A 17,859-nucleotide genomic window follows, 5' to 3' on the forward strand; every position below is an offset into this window, starting at 1 on the left:
TTTTAATTTCGACTAGGAGAGATTCCTGGCTAAAAAATTATGGGATGAGAAATAGGTAGTGAGTGGTTCCATAATTCTCTACTCTTTTTTTATCATACGAACGATAATCATACTAGAAGTAATTTATGTCCGAAATAGAAAACCCATCCACACCGAAACGTCCGCTGTCGAATGCAGCTAAATATACACTATTATTTGCCTCTTGGGTATTTCTTTCTGCAATCTCCTTTTATTTAGGAATGAATTTGATCCAGAATGATGGAACGGCTCTTGTTTTAAAAGATACTGCCAAAGCAGGAAATGCCAATCCTAGTGTTGTGGAAGCATCCACTCCCTCTCTCGGAACTCCATCAGAAATGGAAACGAAAGAAAATTCTGAAAACCAACTGACACCCCAAGAATCAGCGGAGTCGGTGGAATTGCCTGGTTTTGTTCCAGATGAGAATGTTAGTTTTCGTTCCTCTGCTTGGTCTACAGATTGGACAGCCATGAAAAAAACCGTCCATCTCTACAACGAAATCCATCCTTTTATTTATACAATGAAAGGTGGGCTTTCCAATAATGGAGAGTTGATCTCTAGTTGGTCGAGTACTTCTAGAAAAGAACGAGTACAAGAACTTCGTGCACTCAATCCAAAAGTAAAAATCATTCCGACTATCTTTCGTTGGGAAAATCCAAAAGAAAAAATCCAAGAGAACATTGGAATGGGGGGAAGGAACGACATTCGTGACCACCACATCCAAGTGATTGTTAACGAAATTATGACTTATGGTTATGATGGGATTGATATCGATTACGAAGGAATGTCTTGTGAGAAAAAGGAAAAGTTTGAAGAGTTTTTTGTCCTTCTCGCACGTGAAGTTCATAAAAAAGGAAAACTCATTTCGGTGGCAGTTCATCCCAAAACGCCTGCAGAAAAAAGCAAAAAGAAAGAACTCCAATGCCGTGGTTTATCGAAACCAATCGCCCTTGATTTCCGAGAAAATTGGAGAGGGCCTACCACTCATGACTATGCCTTCCTTGCCAAACACGCGGATCGCGTAAAGATTATGGCTTACGAACTCCATCCGAGAAAATACCACAACCCAGGCCCTGGCCCGCAAGCACCAAATGTTTGGTTAAAAGACATCATTACTTACGCGAAAAAAAGAGTGCCAACGCATAAACTTTATATGGCGATTCCGACTTATGGATATGACTGGGCTCTCAATTGTAAAGCATCAGCCAAAGCCATTTATCATTCCGATGCCCAAAGAATCAAAGCAGGGACACATAAAAATCGCCAACCAACGGATATCAATCGTATCTTAAACGAAGAGAACAAAGTGGCAAATTGGAAAAACTTATCTAAGTTTGCTGACATCCATAAAAACCGTACCTACGAAGATCCTTCTCTTTGGTATACGAGTGGCGGTTGTGACCGTGTTGCCTTTTATATGAACCGTCGTGCCTTTGAAGAAAAAATGACTCTCCTTCGTAAGTATGATTTGGGTGGTTTTTCTTTTTGGCAACTTGTGACAGACAATGATCCTGAAATCAATGTGTATTTGAGTAAACTTGTCCAAGGCCAACTTCCTCCTGTAGAAAAAGCAAAAGAGGAAGAAGAACCAAAGGAAGATACGGCAGTCCCTGCCAATGATACAAAAGAATCATTGAAAGTTTCCGATTCCAAATCAAAAACCAAAACAAAAAAGTTTTAAAATGAAAACCTTAATCTCTTCGGATGTACGTTTGCTTGCGAACCTCATCCAAGAGGGCAAGGTGGTTGTCTTTCCCACCGAAACCGTATATGGGATTGGAGCCTCAACGAAAAATGAGGTGGCCTGTCTCCGTGTTTATGAAATCAAAGGAAGGCCCAAAGACAATCCTCTGATTGCACATTTTCATTCGATCGAAGAAATCGAAAAAGTATGTGTGTTAGGTGAACTTGGCCGAAAGTTATTAGAAAAATATGCACCAGGTCCCCTCACTCTCATCCTTCCCAAAAAAGACAAATTCCTTTTTCCAAAAGAATTGGACACTCTGGCGGTGCGAATTCCCAAAAACCCAGTCATTCGTGAATGGATCAAACTTTCCGGTGGAGCAATTTCTGCACCTTCGGCCAATCTTTCAGGCAGACCCTCTCTTACAAAACTAGCGGATGTTGTGCGATACTTTGATGGGAAGGTAGATGGAATCTTAATCGCGGAAGAGCCAAGTTATGGAATCGAATCCACTGTGGTAAGTCTTGTGGGTGAACATCCTGCTCTTCTACGGCCCGGATCCATTGAGTCCAAAGAGTTAAAAATCATTCTCCCAGAACTTGTTTTTCCCAATCCTTTTGAAACTTTGCCTGTGGAATCAGTTTCTCATGTTCCACTAAGTCCGGGAACCAAATACAAACACTACGCGCCCTCAGCCCAAGTGCTTTTGGTTTCGACGGACGAATTCGTTCAAAGTTTAAAAGCGGGATTTGATCCTAAGGCTACTGCTTGGATCGGTTTTTCTTTATCCAGTAATGAGGAGAAAGGAAAGGTTTTATCTGAGAGAAAGGATGTCCTTTCCAAGGAAGGAGAAGGGTCACTTGAATTTGATCATTTTTCTTTTGTTTCGACAAACGAAGAGTATACGTCCAAACTTTATGCCTTTTTTGAGGCCTGCGATCTTGCCAAAGTCCAAACCATCATTTGCGAAACACCGAAACCGGGCAAAGGATGGGAAGGATTAATCAATCGATTAGAAAAGGCATCCCTTAGAAAATAAAACAAAGTTTACTTTCGGTTTTTCCAAGCAAGGCGTACGGGACTTAAGAGAGAAACTTCGTTTAAAGATTCTAGAAATTTAAGTTCAGTCATTAGTCCGCCAAGAATCGGTATTTTGTTTTTTAAATTATAAGCAGGGAGTTCTTCCGTGAGTATAATTGGTTTCCCACCTAACTTTTCTTTGACTAAGTGAACGGCATCCAAAAGTCCTCCAAGAGAATCCACAATTTTGTTTTCTACAGTTGGTAAATACACCCGTCCCATTCCAATTTTTGGAATCTCTTCCAAAGGAATTTTTCGGCCTTCAGAAACTCGCCTGTAGAATAATCCTTCAATTTTTTTGATTTGGGATTCTAAATATTGGACACTTTGTTTGGAGAGAGGTTGGAATTCAGAGTGGATGTCTCGAAAAGGATAAAAACCAACTGCTTCTTTATTCAGTTGGAATTTTTTATATAACTTTTGTAAGTTGGCACGGATACTCACTGCTCCAATCGATCCTGTAATACAAACTGGCGAAGCTGTGATATGATCCACCGCCGAAGCGATGTAATACCCACCGCTTGCCACAGTATCTTTAAAATAGGCAGTGACTATTTTGGTTTTTTTGAGTTCCATAACTTCTTGATGGATTTGTTCGGAATAGAAGGCAGAACCACCAGGAGAGGAAATTTCTAAAATGACAGCTTTTATTTTTTTATCTTCCGCAAGTGCTTTTAGGTTCGGAATCAGAGAGAAGGCTTCGATTTTACCGTTTTCTCTATTTTTATGTAGATAGTCTCCACCGGTAATTCCTCCTTCTAAAGGAAGGATGACCACTTCGACTTTCCGTTTGGGAAAAATTCGGAATTCTTTGATGGAATGATGTAGGCTTGGGTAGTTTCCTGAAAAAAGTTTTCTATCTTCAGAGAAAAATTCATTTTCTGTTTTGATCCCTGTAATGACTCCAGCAGACAAAAGTTCATCTGCTGATAACATTGGTTTGTAGAATAGTGATTCTAGGGACTTGTTTCCATTCGTAAGTGCTGTCAGTATAACTTTTCGTAAATCTAAAATCAGAGTTTCTAAATTCTTTTTAGCCTCTTTGGAAAATTCACCTCTTGTAAAACTTTCTGCAAACGATTTGTATGGGCCAGAGGCAAAGGCTTGAACCTCGATTCCCCAGGTTTTTAAAAATTTACCAAAAAACATGGGTTCGGCGCTCGGAAGTAAAACCATAAACTCTGATTCAGGTCCTAAATAACTTTCTGTGGCTGCTGTGAGGAGTAATAAGGTTCCGACGCCTCCTTCTTTGGCAAAGATCCTTACTTTTTTTCCAGATTCTCGAATTGCTAAAATTTGGTTTCTGACTTCATAAAATTCTGAGAGAGTCCATTCGAGAGGAGGGAGAGTGATATCAAGTGTTTTGATTTTCCCATTTTTTTGGATGAGTTTGAGAAGTATGAGGAGTTCGAGTCTAGTGACTGTTTCTTCTTTGCCTTGTAATTTTTTGACAAAATAGGATTTGTAAGAATCTTCGAAAACAGTAGGAAATTCGATTTCATACACTTCTCGGCGTGATTGGAAGGCGAGGCTTAGACGTAGGTAAATCTGGTACAGAAGCCGGAAGGGTAGAAAAATTACCAAAAAAAGAATTCGAAACACGTGAGATCCTCTTCCGTCATTTCTTAAAATTCTTTCCAGAATGAAAGAGGAAAACAACCTATCCGTTGTGGATTCCTTTATTCGTATTCGTGGCGCCAGAGAACATAACCTTAAAAACGTAAACCTTGATATCCCTAGGGATAAACTTGTGGTCATCACTGGGCTTTCTGGATCAGGTAAGTCTTCTTTGGCCTTTGATACCATTTATGCTGAGGGTCAGAGAAGGTATGTGGAATCTCTATCCAGCTATGCTCGTCAATTTCTTGGGCAAATGGAAAAACCAGAGGTGGACCAAATTGAGGGACTAAGCCCCGCCATCTCCATCGAACAAAAAACAACCCATAGAAACCCACGTTCGACTGTTGGAACAGTGACGGAAATTTATGATTATTTACGGCTGTTATATGCCCGAGTAGGAAAACCACATTGTCCTAAATGTGGAACTCCAATCTCAAGCCTTTCTGTAGACCAAATCACTGACAGGATCAATTTATTTCCTGAGGGAACCAAACTCCAAATTATGGCCCCTGTCATCCAAGGGAAAAAAGGGGAACACAAAGAAGTCCTCGAACGTTATAAAAAAGAAGGATTCAATCGGGTGCGAGTGAATGGGGAAGTGTATTCCCTAGAAGATGAAATTCCTTTAAAGAAAAACTTCAAAGCCGATATCGACATCGTTGTAGACCGGATTGTGATGAAACCGGGAATCCAATCTCGGTTGTCTGATTCTGTGGAAACTGCCTTAAAAACTGCCGAGGGGATTGTGGTTGTGGAAGACGGTGAAAAGGATCATCTTTTTTCACAAAAATTATCCTGCCCCAAATGTGATGATGTGAGTATCCCCGAACTCACTCCAAGACTATTTTCCTTTAACTCTCCGTTTGGTGCTTGTTCCAATTGCGATGGCCTTGGTGCCCTCTTGGAATTTGATGAATCCCTTCTTGTCACAGATCGTGAAGCTTCTTTGGCAGAAGGTTGTATTGAAGCTTGGGGAGGATCCAAATCCAATTCTTATTGGTATATGGCCACCATACAGGCGTTATCTAAAAAGTTAAAATTCAACTTAAATACCTCTTGGAAAGATTTACCTGAAAAAGTTCGGAATACCATTTTACATGGCGATTCTTCCATTCATATTGATTATGATTTTCGTGGTGCCAATTCCCATTATGAATTTTCTAAAAACTATGAAGGGGTGATTCCTAACCTCAAACGTAGGTACAAAGAAACCAAATCAGATTCTATGCGCCAGTGGTTTGAGTCCTTTATGACCAACCACGACTGCGATGAATGTAATGGGAAACGCCTTCGCCCAGAAGCATTGGCTGTCAAAGTCCAAGGGATTGGAATTGATGCCTATACTGGATTTTCAATTGAAAAGGCCTTAAATTTTACCAAGTCCTCTGAATACAAAGGGGCAGAAGATACCATCTCCAAACCCATCTTAAAGGAGATTTTACAACGGCTTCATTTTTTAAACGATGTGGGTGTTGGGTATTTGAATTTAAGTCGTGCTGCTGGAACCCTTTCCGGTGGTGAGATGCAAAGGATTCGCCTCGCAACCCAAATAGGTTCTCGCCTAATGGGTGTTTTGTATGTTTTAGATGAACCATCCATTGGTCTCCACCAAAGAGACAATACGAAACTCGTCCAAACCTTAAAAGGTCTCCGTAACTTAGGAAATACCGTTCTTGTTGTGGAACATGACAAAGAAACGATGGAAGAGGCAGATTTCATTGTGGATATGGGACCTGGGGCCGGAGTCCATGGGGGAGAGATTGTTTCTTTTGGAACTCCCGAACAAATCAAAAGGGACAAACATTCTGTCACAGGAAAGTTCCTTTCTGGGGAAAAAAGAATCTCCATGCCGAAAACCCGCCGGGTTGGAAACGGAAAATTCTTAAAGATTACGGGAGCTACACATAACAACCTAAAAAATGTGGAAGTATCCATTCCTCTAGGGACACTAACGGTAGTTACTGGGGTTTCCGGTTCTGGAAAATCCACTCTCATCAATGAAATTCTTTATAAGGAACTCGCAAGTTCTGTGATGGGGATGAAACTTGTTCCGGGAAAACATAAAAAAATCGTAGGCAAAGACCAAATTGACAAAGTCATCAATATTGACCAATCAGCCATTGGTAGGACTCCTCGTTCCAATCCGGCAACTTACACTGGTTTGTTTACATTTGTTAGAGATTTATTCAGCGGACTCGAAGAAGCAAAAGTTCGGGGTTATGGCCCTGGACGATTTAGTTTCAACGTCGCTGGGGGGCGCTGTGAAAAATGTGAAGGGGACGGAATCTTAAAAATTGAAATGCATTTCCTTCCCGATATTTATGTGGAATGTGAGGTCTGCAAGGGAAAAAGATACAACCGTGAAACCTTGGAGGTCAAATACAAAGGAAAACATATTTCCGATATTTTGGATATGACTGTAGAGGAAGCCGTTGTTTTCTTCGAAAATATCCCAAACCTCAAACGAAAACTAGACACTCTGATGGATGTGGGCCTTGGTTATATCAAACTCGGACAGGCTGCCACTACTTTTTCCGGTGGGGAAGCACAAAGGATCAAACTTTCCACAGAACTTTCCAAAAGACCAACAGGCAAAACTCTCTATATTTTGGATGAACCGACAACAGGCCTTCATTTTGAAGATATCGAAAAACTTCTCTCTGTTTTGCAAGTGCTTGTGGACAAAGGTAACTCCATGGTCATCATCGAACATAACTTAGATGTGATCAAAGCGGCCGACTATATCATTGACATAGGACCTGAGGGTGGAGACGGAGGTGGCGAGGTGATTGCTACAGGAACTCCCGAAGAGGTTGTTGCCGTCAAACGTTCGTTCACCGGCCAATACTTAAAAAAAGTTTTAGAAGAAGAAAAGGCTCTCGATGCCAAATTCTCCAAAAAGAAATCTAAGTAAGTTTTCGTGAATCCGACAAATGAGAATTTGATTTTAAAGTATGGGGAACCTGGTTCGATATACCCTAAGAATTTTACTCAAAGTGCATCCGTCGGATTTTATCGGAGTTGGAAACCCATCCTCATTCAGGAAGGTTACTACCATTTCCTTCTTGGTTTTGAATCCTATTTAGAATTCCAAAAAAAAATCTCAAGTCTTGCAGAAGAGCCGGTTGGAGTTTCCTTAAGCCTTTCTTGTATGGTGGAAGTGAATGTGGCCGGAGGAATCCTATATCATGCGAGCCGAATCCATAAGGAAAACCATAACCAAGATCAAAATCGGGATACGTTAACCCAAGAGGTTCTCCATTCCCTTTGGGATGGTTTCCGGGAAGGTAATTCCACCAAAATTTTTGCAGTGGGAGTGAGTGAACCGGGTTGGGAAACGAAACTTAGAAAACTAAGTTCGACTGTTAGAGAAGGAAAGTTATCAGGAACGAAATCCTTTATCACGAATGGGGCGGAAGCCGATGCCATCTTTTGGGTGACTAAATCGGAAGAGGGAAATCCTATTTATTTGGTCCAACGGAATCAAAAGACTAATATTCAAAACATAGAGGGTGAATCTAAGAATCCTAACCAAACAATTGAAGAATCCTTTCATACCGATTTTACACCCCTTGTCACTCACCTCAAACTAAAGTTATGCGAATATCCAATTCATCCAGAAGATATGATTTTAGAAAACTATGGAAAATTGGGTATGGAACTAAGACTCAAAGAACTTCTTTCTCTTGTATCTTTACTGATTGGAAAATCCAAAAAAGTTTCCTTGGAAAATGAATCTGTAAAAGTCGAAAGAGAAAAACTCACCCTATGGAGGGACAATTTTTTATCCCAGTGCCAAGGAAATCCAGATACCGATTTTTTACTTTCAGGTTTTCCTTATCCGACAGAGGGACTCCTTCTGGCCCTCAGCCAACATTGGAATTTAGGATCCCCGAAAGACCTAAAGTCCGTGGATTCAGACTTTCAACTTTTTGTTTGGGAAGACCAGTTCACCGAGTATTTAATCCAAAAGAAAAAACGAAAACTTTCTTAATGGTGGTGGTCGTGTGCATGTCCGTGGCTATGGCCATGGTGGCCAAACTCACGTTCGGTTTCTCTGACAGAAATTTCTTCCAGTTTTTCTTTGAATGTTGCAGATAAGATTTCCACAGAAACAAAGGGAACTCCAAATTCGCTTTTAAGGACTTTATGGATTTCTAAAACAATTTTGTCTCTATCTGCATTTTTATCAACTAAGATCTGTAATTCGACAGAAAATACACCGGAAGTGAGTTTACGAACTGTAATTCCTGGAACAGATTCAATCCCAGGAAAAACCCGGATATGCTCTAACAGATGTTCCTTGTCAAAATCACTTGTATCTGCTTCGATGAGAATCTCAATCGATTCTTTGACTATTCCGTAGGATGTTTTTAGGATAAAGATTCCAAGGATCACACTTAGGAAATGATCGACTTCTCGAAATCCAGTGAACCGGATGATGAGTGCCCCAATGACCACAGCTAAAGTCCCCAAAAGATCACTGAGAACATGTAAGTAAGCGGACTTTAAATTTAAGCTAGTTTTACTCACTCCCACAAGGAGAGCCGCCGAAATCAAATTGATTCCAAAACCAATGACAGCATAAGCCAACATGGAATCAGGTTCCACATGTGCAGTCCCCGAAAAACGTAGATAACTTTCGTATAGAATGAAAATAGCAATTCCAATCAAAAGAAAACCATTGAGTAGAGCGGCAAGAACTTCAAAACGATGAAATCCAAAAGGGTATTTGGAAGTGGGTTTTTTAGAGGCAATGAGTAGTGCAAATAAAGAAATGATGTGAGCAAAAACATCCGTAAAGATATGGCCTGCATCTGCAAATAGGGCAAGGCTTCCGCTTTCTCTGGAACCAATCCATTCAATAAAAAAAATAGCAATCGATAGAACACCTGATAGGCTTAAAAAAAACACCAATCGGGAACGTTTGGGTCTTGGCTTAGTCATTATTTGTGTTTAGTGACCCGGTGGCTCTTGGTACCACAACAATATCTACCCGACGATTGAGTGCTTTGTTTTCTTTAGTTGAATTAGGAACAATGGGTTGAAACTCACCATACCCAGCGCTTGAAAAGTTTTTTGGGTTTAGGTTTTTGTTTTGTAACATATATTCCAAAACAGATAATGCTCGTTCGCTGGAAAGATGCCAATTGTTTCGAAATTTTGTTTTGATAGGAACATTATCTGTATGTCCCTCTACTATAATATAGTTTTCGGGATAGGAAGCGAGGATATCTCGGATTTTATCAATGGCCGGAAGGATGGCCGGTTTTAAATCTGAGGAACCACTATCAAAGGAAATTTTATCATCAATATTGATGATGAGTTTGTTATGAAAACGTTTGAGACGGATTTGGCCCGAGGTAATTTCTTTTGCGAGTTTTTCTTCAAACTCCTTTGTTTGTTCCGCAAGCCTTTCCAATTCTCTTTTTTGTTCTTTGGTGAGTTTACGAAGGTTTCCTAGTTCCTCTTCTAAATTACGAATTCGTTCTTTTAGTTCATCTATTTTTGCTTCGTAAGTTTCACGAAGTTTTTGTTCGTTTTGGAGGCATTCACGTTCTTTATCTTCTAGTTTTTTCTTATAAGCGTCTAAATCAGCTCTGTCTTTTTCTTCTCGTTTCCGGTTTTCTTCTGCTAGAAGACGTTCCTTATCAGTTCCTTTTTTTTCCAAACTACGAAGGCGCATATCATAATCGCGCATTTTATCAGAGTATTCGTTTTGTTCTTTGGCACGGTTTCGTTTTTCAAGTTCCAAATCTTCTGTAAGATTTCGGTTTTGAGTTTGGAGGTCTTTTTTTTCCTCTTCCAGACGATTCAATTCGTTTTGGTGTTGTTTGCGAATGTCAGCCAGTTCCAATTCCAAAGCATATTTTTCTTTGTAGATTTGGTTGTATTCGTAAGGGAAATAAACCCAATCCGCAGAGAGAGAGGATAACGAAAGAAATCCAAATAGGAAAAAGAAAGTAAGTGATGAAAACTTATTTCGCATCATCAAAACTATCCTCTAAATTGACCTTTGGCAAACTAGGTGCCTCTGCCTTAACCCTTTCAAAATCGGAAACACGGCGGCGAGCATCGGATTTTTTCTCCGCATATTGGGTTTCGTAAATTTCTTTTTTAACGTATTCTGGATCCGCAGGAGTTTTTCCTTGGGATTCTTGGAACTTCACGGCAATTTCAGAGCGAACTAACTCAAGTTCGGCGATAAGTTCTCCCAAGGCCGCTTCTTTCATTTCCAAATAGGCTTTGTCTTCCTTTTCTTTTTGGATCCAAGTTTTATAACGAGTTTCTTCTTTAGCTCTTTCCAATTCATGGGATTGGCTTTCTTCCAAATATCGTTTGGAGGAGGCGGAATCCTCTTTCAAAACAAAATAGTTTTCTTTGGTGCGAGAGAGATCTCGTTGGGAGCCATGTTTGGTAACTTTGGCTTGAGAAATTTTAATGGCTTGGCCTGTGAGAGCATTTGCTTTTCTCTGCATTGAGACTTCGTTGTTTAGTTTGATGATTTTATCAGTGAGAACTCTTGTGGCATTTTTTTGCTCCGCATTCATGACTTCTTCGCGGACATAGGCATCCGGAACCTTACTGATTTTGGGTTCGAAGAGCACACATTGGGAAAAAACTAGGATAAGAAAAAGATTCGTTTTCAAAATTCGAACTCGTGCCGACATAGGATATAGCCTATGCTCCACGTGACATAACCGTCAATTGTAAATTTCAGGAAATCCGCTGATTTATGGAAGAAGAAAGAAAGAAAGAGTCCGAATTCCGTATCAAAATCGACAGAGAGAGCGATTCCTATGATGAGTTTGTCGCTGAGATTAAAAATCTAGTTTCTTTAGAAGATTCCAAAAGACTGAAAGAGATGTTGGATGGAGCTCACCCTGCTGACATCGTTACCTTATTTCGTGATTTAGAAAGGGAAGAAGAATTATACCTTTTCCGCATCCTTCCGAAAGAAGACCAGGCTTATGCCTTAGTCAAAATGGAAGAAGAGACCTTAGAGTCTTTTTTAGAAGAACTTTCCGTTGATGAAATTTCAAATACAGTCAACCATATTGAAACGGATGAGACTACGTATCTTCTTTCTTATTTACCAAGCACTAAACGAGAGTTAGTTTTAGCAAATTTAAGTAAAACCGATAGTTTTGAAATTCGTTCGCAACTTGGATTTCGAGAGTCTTCTGCGGGACGACTGATGTCCAAAGACTTTGCCACCGTTTCCATCAACGATAATGTCCGTAAAGGGATCATCAATGTTCGGAAAAAAGCCAAAGAAATCGAAGATATCTACCAAGTGTATGTGACCGACGAGGCGGGAGTTTTGGAAGGATTCATCCCTCTAAAAGATTTATTTCTCACTCCAATCAATACCAAAGTAGCAAAGATTACTAATTTTTCGGTATTTGCTTTTCATTACGATGTGGATCAGGAAGAGGTCGCCAATACCTTTAAAAAATACGATTTATTCAGTGCTGCTGTAACGGATGATTTGGGTCGTATCATTGGTCGGATCACGGTGGATGATGTTTTAGAAATCGTCGAAGAGGAAGCATCAGAAGATATCCTCCTCATGGCTGGGGTTTCTGAAGATGAAAGACTATCTACGCCCATTTTACAATCTGTCAAACGTCGTATCATATGGCTTAATGTTAATTTACTGACTGCCTTTGTGAGTTCCACTGTGGTTGCTTTTTTTGAAGATACCATCTCTCAAATTGTTGTGCTTGCGACATTGATGCCAATTGTTGCAGGCCTCGGTGGGAATGCTGGAACACAATCTGTAACAGTTGTCATTCGAAATATTGCAACCGGAGATCTTTCTTTTTCCAATTGGTGGGAAGCTGTCAGAAAAGAATTTACCATTGGTGTTTTGAATGGACTGGTTCTCGGAACAGTCACCGGGTGTATGATCTTTTTTGTAAAAGGCAACCTTGTCCTTGGTCTTGTGGTTGGAACTGCTATGTTTGTAAATATGATTGTGGCTTCCTTAACTGGATCACTGGTTCCTATATTTTTAAAGGCGATGCGAGTGGATCCTGCCATTGCTTCTTCTATCTTTGTCACAGCGACAACTGATGTTTGTGGGTTTTTCTTTTTCCTCGGACTTGCCACAGTGTTCGCAAAATATTTAATTTAAGGGATTCTCCTTTTCATTTTAAATTCTTGCCAGGGTGGGAAACTGCCAAAAACTGATGTCGAAATGAAAATTTTGCATTTGTTTTTATCCCTTGGATTCGTTTCCTTTTTTCTTTTTTGCCAGTCCACTCCCCAAACCAATGCAAACCTTAATTCCGAATCCAATTCGGAAATCCTTCCCATAAAAGAATCACTGCCTGCACCGGGTGGCGAGGGTGAAATCATCTTAAACGAAAAAGGGGAAGAGGTCCAGAACCATTCGGGAGAGATTCCATTCTTCCAAAAGAAAAGTGAGTTACCAACAGAACTTTTCCGTGTATACATTGCCTCGGATTCTTATATGGTTCGCCAGATCCGTCATACGGATAAAATCCGTAGAAAACCGGATCCAGGTGGAGATGAACTTGCTAAAGAAGAAATGAAGAAGTTTGACCTCTTAAGTTTTGTGGACGATGGAATGATTACGATCGGACTCAACACAATTACAGGGAAACTGGAATCCATTGCTTTTGATCGTCGTGTTCCAAGGATCAATGATGTGGCAAAGATCATTCAAAATGATGCTTCCCGTTTCAATTACGAACATTCCTCAAAAGATGGAACACCCATCATCACTAAGTTTTTAATTAGTTATCAAATTCGTCTCTATCCAGGCAAAACTAGAGACGAAATCAAACAGATGTTACAAAAGAAAAAGTAAACCGACAACCTTCGGTTTACTTTATAATTATTAAGTTATCCTTTTCGATTACCACTTAAAGTTTCCATGTTTTTCGTATTGGAAAGGAATGGTTTCTGTTATAGTGGGAACTTTTAGTCCCGAATCACCCTTTAAATCAAACTGTGCCGATTTTGATTGGATGGTTTTGTATAAAGAGGAGCTAATGGACGTTATGGGAAACTTGGTTGCTACTTTAACAGTCGAAGTTTTTCCGGAGTTGATGATTTCTTTGGGAGTTCCGTTTAGGAACTTTTCACCTGCTAAATTTAAATCATAATTTAGGTTTGTTAGATTTAGATTGGAGGCAGCTTGGTTTGCAAAAACAAAATCAAATTCTGTATTTAAGTCTAGGTTCAGTCCAGAAAGTCCCGCTTTGGCCGCAGAAGTGGCTGGTTGTTTGGATCCGCCAAGGAGTCCTTTTAAAAAACCGGTAGCAGTGTCTGCTAATGCATCCGTATTAGAGGCACTCAGAATGTCAGCTTCCGTAGGCATTAAAATTTTAAAATTTTGAATTTCCACATTGGGAAGAACTGCCGGAATTTCCTTTTTTTTCACAAAGGGAAAACTAAGAGAATCTTTTCCTAGAAGTTGCCATTGTTTAGGAATGGGAATTTTCATATTTCCTTCCGCACTTACCTCTAACAAAGGTTTGTCTGGAAATTTTTTATAAAGATTTAGTAAGTCAGTATATTTTAGTTTCACTTCCAGTGGGAGTTGTTTTGTTTTTTTCCCTTCTATGGCGCCTAAGTCTGTTTTGATTTGGGAAAGTTTTAAACCTTCAATTTTAATGTCCATATCTAATAAAGAACTAGGGAGAGAAACTGGATATGGATTCTCTACAGAGGTAACCACGTTTAGAGTGATGTCTGTAAAGGTGATACTTTTGATTGATAAAGAATCAAAGTCAAAAGTAGGAGTTGGGATTTTGTCTTGGATCACACCAAGGACGGAACATTGGAAAGTAAAAATAGAAAGGATGAGGGGAAGGGCCAATTTCATCCCAGAAATTTCTCCTGGAATGAATCCTTTGTCAAGTGAATTGGAGTTTCAATATGACTGGTGCATGGTCGGAGAGGACTGGTTCTTTAGCGATTGCCACAGATTCGAGTTTGTACTTAGGAGATTTTGTAATGAAAAAGTAATCAATCCTCCAACCCTTATTATTTTTCCGGGCTTGGAACCGGTAGGTCCACCATGAATAGTCATCTTTCGTTTCTGGCTGTAACACCCGGTAACAATCTAAAAATCCAGAATCTAAAAACTTAGAAACCCAGGCCCTTTCTTCTGGAAGGAATCCTGAACTTTTTTGGTTCCCTTTGGGGTTGTGGATATCGAGATCGGTATGGGCAATGTTGACATCACCGCAGACAATCAGTGGTTTTTTCTTTTTTGTATAGGGTACTGCTAGGTCAAAGAAGGAATCTAAAAACTTGTACTTTACTTTTTGTCTTTCTTCTCCGCTCGTTCCCGATGGAAAATAGAGATTCCAGAGAAAAAAATCGGGATATTCCAGAAGAATGGATCGTCCTTCGCTTGTATAAATTCCGTCTCCAAAACCTACCGCGACCGATTTTGGTTTTAATTTGGTAAGCACCGCAGTTCCGCTGTACCCCGGTTTTTCTGCCAGGCAAGAATGCACCGAATATCCTAAATTTCGAAACTCTTCTCGGTCAATTTCTGTCGCAGGGGCCTTCGTTTCTTGGAAACAAATAATGTCAGGATTTTCGTGACGTATAAATTCGAGTAAACCTTTGCTCAAACTAGAGCGAATTCCGTTGCAATTTAACGTAATGATTTTCATCTAGAATTGAGATCGATTGTATGGCGTAATAAGTCGATACTAAAACTGGTATGATAGAAATTTCCGCAGAAATACCGTTCCTACGAACGTCCAAACTGGCATTTCTACTCTGGGATGAATCTCCTGGCAGTTTAGAAACTTGGGATTGGAACGAGGGGCTATCTATATTCTTTCAAACTCGGCGTGCCGGGGAATTGGAGTTCCGATTTGGTCCCCCTCTCTGGGGAATTCCCACAGATACAAACCGTATCGAGTTTCCTTTTGTCTCCATTCATAATATTTCGACAAATAAGTATTTAGCTTCCGAATTATCAAAGTTAGGGGAAGATAAAACTATTTATGTTTTGATCCCAAGAGGCCTTGAGTTAGAAGCTCGGTCTGTTTTTGCCCGTTTGGAATACCTTTGGGACGACAAAGTTTCTTTTGATCGCATCACTCATAAATTTGGTCTTACTGGAAAAACCAGTTCAGTTGCAGAAACCGTTCATTCAAATCAGAATGGCAGTAAAAAAAATTCGGTAAGTTTTCCTCCTTTAGAAATTGTAGGAAGGTTTAGTCGAAAAAAGGAAAATGTTTTAGTTACTGCCGGCGGTATTGATTCTGAGTTAACCGAAGGAAAAGAAAATTTAGAATACGAAGCCAAAGAAGAAATTTCCCCTGAGAATGATTCACCTAACCATCCTTATGATTTGATAGAATCATCTTTTTCGGAGGCGGAAACCAATGGGAAAGAAACACCTAAGGTAGACAAAGTTTCCGAACCAAAACCAGCCGAAGTGGTGGTTTCACAGGAAGATGCAACTTTAGATGGATCCTCCAATACAAAGTTTTCCCTCCAACTAAAAATGATGGGAGTCATCAGTTTTCTTTTTGCTTTATCCGTTGGAGTGATTATCTTTTTTGCATCGTTTTATTTTAAAAGATCCATTGAACTTCAGTTACGTGCAAATAATATACGAATTGCAGAAATTATTGGTTCGAAGGTTAAATCCGATATCTTAGGGGTTGTGGAAAAGGGACGACAAATTGCGATCACTCTCACGACCCAAGGCCTTCCAGAAGCAGAACGCAGACTTCTCATCAAAACATTTTTTCAGAACGACCAAGAGTTTATCTATCTAGGGATTTTTGAACGAAAAGAAAACACCCTCATCATGAAACGTGAAGTTTTTAATGAGGAGGAACTTAAAAAAAGTTCTGTTACCGAAGAAGATTTTCACAATGTTGTGAACCGTAATCGAGATGCACTTGCCGAAGCCTTTAATGGCCAAGCAGTACTTCTAAACTCAAGTCCTGGATTCCAAGAACCATCGTTTGCCATTGCCATTCCCACTGCTGAGAATGGAGAATTAGACAATGCACTAGTGATGATTGTTAAGTTAAACAAAATCATTGGTGCTTTTTCAAAAAAAGGAATCGAAACAACTTTTATGGTAAACGGGTATGGGACGGCCCTTGCTCATCCAAAAGAAGACCTAATCCTAGCTGCTACCGATCTTGCCTCTATGCCCATCGTAAAATCGATGTTAACAAATGCTTCCAACACAGGGCAAATGAGTTATTTGGATGAAGAACTTGGTGGTTCTTATCTAGGATCCTTCCAAAAGATTGGATTTGCGGATGCGGGAGTCATTACCATTGTTTCGGAAGAAAAGGCTTTTGCAGATGTTTATAAAAGCCAAAAAACAAATCTCTACATTGCCGGGATTGGCCTCTGTGCGGCTCTCATCTTTGTATTTTTCTTTTCGAAAACAATTACCAAACCTGTATTACAACTGCTATCAGCCACTTTAGAAATCGCGAAAGGTAATTTTAAAATTGGAATCAAACCTACCACTCAAGATGAGGTTGGGCTTCTCACCAAATACTTCATTGATATGGGGCAAGGTTTGGAAGAAAGAGAAAAGGTCAAAAATATCCTCGGAAGTATGATTGATCCTGTGGTGGTACAAGAGGCCATGGTGGATTTGGCTGCTTTGAAACGAGGGTCAGAGACTCATATCACAGCCTTCTTTTCTGATGTGGCTAGTTTTTCTACCATTTCCGAACAGTTAAAATCTGCGGATTTAGCAGCTCTTTTGAATGAGTATCTTTCTGCGATGACCATCCTTCTTAAAAAACATGAAGGTGTTTTGGATAAATACATTGGAGATGCGATTGTCGGAATTTTTAATGCCCCAGTTCCTGTTTTGGATCATGAGTTAAAAGCAGCAAGGGCCAGTGTAGATATGGTGATGAAACTTGCTGAGTTACGAGAGTATTGGACAGCCAATAATCTTTATTCGAAAGAAGCGCAAGTGATGGATGCTCGGATTGGTTTGAATTCAGGACCAGCTAAGGTTGGTTTTATGGGTACTGATGCCCTCGCGTCTTATACGATGATGGGTGACACAGTGAATCTTGCTGCCCGATTGGAGGCTGCAGGTAAGGATTATGGGGTGAACATCCTCATCACCGATCCCATTCGTGATTCCATCCAGGGCGAAATGGTCACTCGTTATTTGGATTTAGTACGTGTGAAAGGAAAAAACGAACCAGTAAAAATTCATGAGCTGATTGGTTACCGTTCCCTCATCACTCCGGGTCAATTAGAAGCAGCTGAGATTTATGAGTCTGGATTTAATGCTTACTTAAATCGGGATTGGGGAAAGGCGATTCAACTTTTTACAAATTCAGAAAAAGCCAAAGGCCATAAAGATAAATCCAGTCGAATGCTCATTGAACGTTGTGAAGAATATAAATTAAATCCGCCGGAGTCCAGTTGGGATGGTGTGTTCACAAGGACACATAAATAA

13 protein-coding genes are annotated in these 17,859 nt (G+C 40.0%); 7 read left to right on the forward strand and 6 right to left on the reverse strand.

Annotated features, from left to right (window positions below; translation table 11 throughout):
* The first annotated feature begins 125 nt into the window (after positions 1-125).
* Both EHQ16_RS15910 and EHQ16_RS15915 read left to right on the forward strand, forming a co-directional pair.
* On the forward strand, positions 126-1,700 hold the full coding sequence (locus EHQ16_RS15910; RefSeq protein WP_135632196.1) for a glycosyl hydrolase family 18 protein: 1,575 nt from the start codon (positions 126-128) through the stop codon (positions 1,698-1,700).
* A 1-nt stretch (position 1,701) separates the two neighbouring features.
* Positions 1,702-2,742: an L-threonylcarbamoyladenylate synthase gene (locus EHQ16_RS15915; protein WP_135632197.1), complete on the forward strand. Its 1,041-nt coding sequence runs from the start codon at positions 1,702-1,704 to the stop codon at positions 2,740-2,742.
* Between the two features lie 8 nt (positions 2,743-2,750).
* Here EHQ16_RS15915 and EHQ16_RS15920 read toward each other — a convergent pair whose 3' ends face one another.
* Entirely contained in the window at positions 2,751-4,385 is a 1,635-nt protein-coding gene (locus EHQ16_RS15920; RefSeq protein ID WP_135632198.1) for a S49 family peptidase, read from the reverse strand.
* Positions 4,386-4,425: 40 nt separating this feature from the next.
* Here EHQ16_RS15920 and uvrA point away from each other — a divergent pair, with 40 nt between their 5' ends.
* Together uvrA and EHQ16_RS15930 are read left to right on the forward strand one after the other, a co-directional pair.
* Complete coding sequence (gene uvrA / locus EHQ16_RS15925; RefSeq protein ID WP_135632199.1) at positions 4,426-7,317, forward strand: excinuclease ABC subunit UvrA; 2,892 nt, start codon at positions 4,426-4,428, stop codon at positions 7,315-7,317.
* A gap of 6 nt (positions 7,318-7,323) precedes the next feature.
* Positions 7,324-8,397 (forward strand): acyl-CoA dehydrogenase family protein, encoded by a 1,074-nt coding sequence (locus tag EHQ16_RS15930; RefSeq protein ID WP_135632200.1) that lies wholly within the window; start codon positions 7,324-7,326, stop codon positions 8,395-8,397.
* On the opposite strand, the gene EHQ16_RS15935 is transcribed toward EHQ16_RS15930, so the two are convergent.
* The 3 genes from EHQ16_RS15935 to EHQ16_RS15945 are packed head-to-tail and all read right to left on the reverse strand — an operon-like array spanning position 8,394 to position 11,074.
* The gene (locus tag EHQ16_RS15935; protein ID WP_135632201.1) at positions 8,394-9,350 is read right to left on the reverse strand and encodes a cation diffusion facilitator family transporter; all 957 of its coding nucleotides are present in this window, start codon (positions 9,348-9,350) and stop codon (positions 8,394-8,396) included. The genes EHQ16_RS15930 and EHQ16_RS15935 overlap by 4 nt on opposite strands.
* A complete protein-coding gene (locus tag EHQ16_RS15940) occupies positions 9,343-10,392 on the reverse strand; it encodes an OmpA family protein (protein ID WP_135632921.1) in 1,050 nt (349 codons plus the stop codon). Before EHQ16_RS15940 ends, EHQ16_RS15935 begins: the two co-directional genes overlap by 8 nt.
* Positions 10,382-11,074 (reverse strand): hypothetical protein, encoded by a 693-nt coding sequence (locus tag EHQ16_RS15945; protein WP_135632202.1) that lies wholly within the window; start codon positions 11,072-11,074, stop codon positions 10,382-10,384. Before EHQ16_RS15945 ends, EHQ16_RS15940 begins: the two co-directional genes overlap by 11 nt.
* A 65-nt stretch (positions 11,075-11,139) precedes the next feature.
* Here EHQ16_RS15945 and mgtE point away from each other — a divergent pair, with 65 nt between their 5' ends.
* Together mgtE and EHQ16_RS15955 are read left to right on the forward strand one after the other, a co-directional pair.
* Positions 11,140-12,543, forward strand: a complete 1,404-nt coding sequence (gene mgtE / locus EHQ16_RS15950; RefSeq protein ID WP_135632203.1) for a magnesium transporter — start codon at positions 11,140-11,142, stop codon at positions 12,541-12,543.
* A gap of 63 nt (positions 12,544-12,606) precedes the next feature.
* The gene (locus EHQ16_RS15955; protein WP_135632204.1) at positions 12,607-13,242 is read left to right on the forward strand and encodes an LA_2219 family laminin/E-cadherin/plasminogen-binding protein; all 636 of its coding nucleotides are present in this window, start codon (positions 12,607-12,609) and stop codon (positions 13,240-13,242) included.
* A 48-nt stretch (positions 13,243-13,290) separates the two neighbouring features.
* On the opposite strand, the gene EHQ16_RS15960 is transcribed toward EHQ16_RS15955, so the two are convergent.
* Both EHQ16_RS15960 and EHQ16_RS15965 read right to left on the reverse strand, forming a co-directional pair.
* The gene (locus EHQ16_RS15960; RefSeq protein WP_135632205.1) at positions 13,291-14,262 is read right to left on the reverse strand and encodes an LEA/WHy family protein; all 972 of its coding nucleotides are present in this window, start codon (positions 14,260-14,262) and stop codon (positions 13,291-13,293) included.
* A gap of 31 nt (positions 14,263-14,293) precedes the next feature.
* Positions 14,294-15,064, reverse strand: a complete 771-nt coding sequence (locus EHQ16_RS15965; RefSeq protein ID WP_135632206.1) for an exodeoxyribonuclease III — start codon at positions 15,062-15,064, stop codon at positions 14,294-14,296.
* Between the two features lie 50 nt (positions 15,065-15,114).
* Between EHQ16_RS15965 and EHQ16_RS15970 the strand changes: the two genes are divergently transcribed.
* The gene (locus EHQ16_RS15970; protein WP_135632207.1) at positions 15,115-17,859 is read left to right on the forward strand and encodes an adenylate/guanylate cyclase domain-containing protein; all 2,745 of its coding nucleotides are present in this window, start codon (positions 15,115-15,117) and stop codon (positions 17,857-17,859) included.

The sequence above is a fragment of the Leptospira kanakyensis genome (genome assembly GCF_004769235.1).
In the GTDB taxonomy this organism is placed as follows: Bacteria; Spirochaetota; Leptospiria; order Leptospirales; family Leptospiraceae; genus Leptospira_A; species Leptospira_A kanakyensis.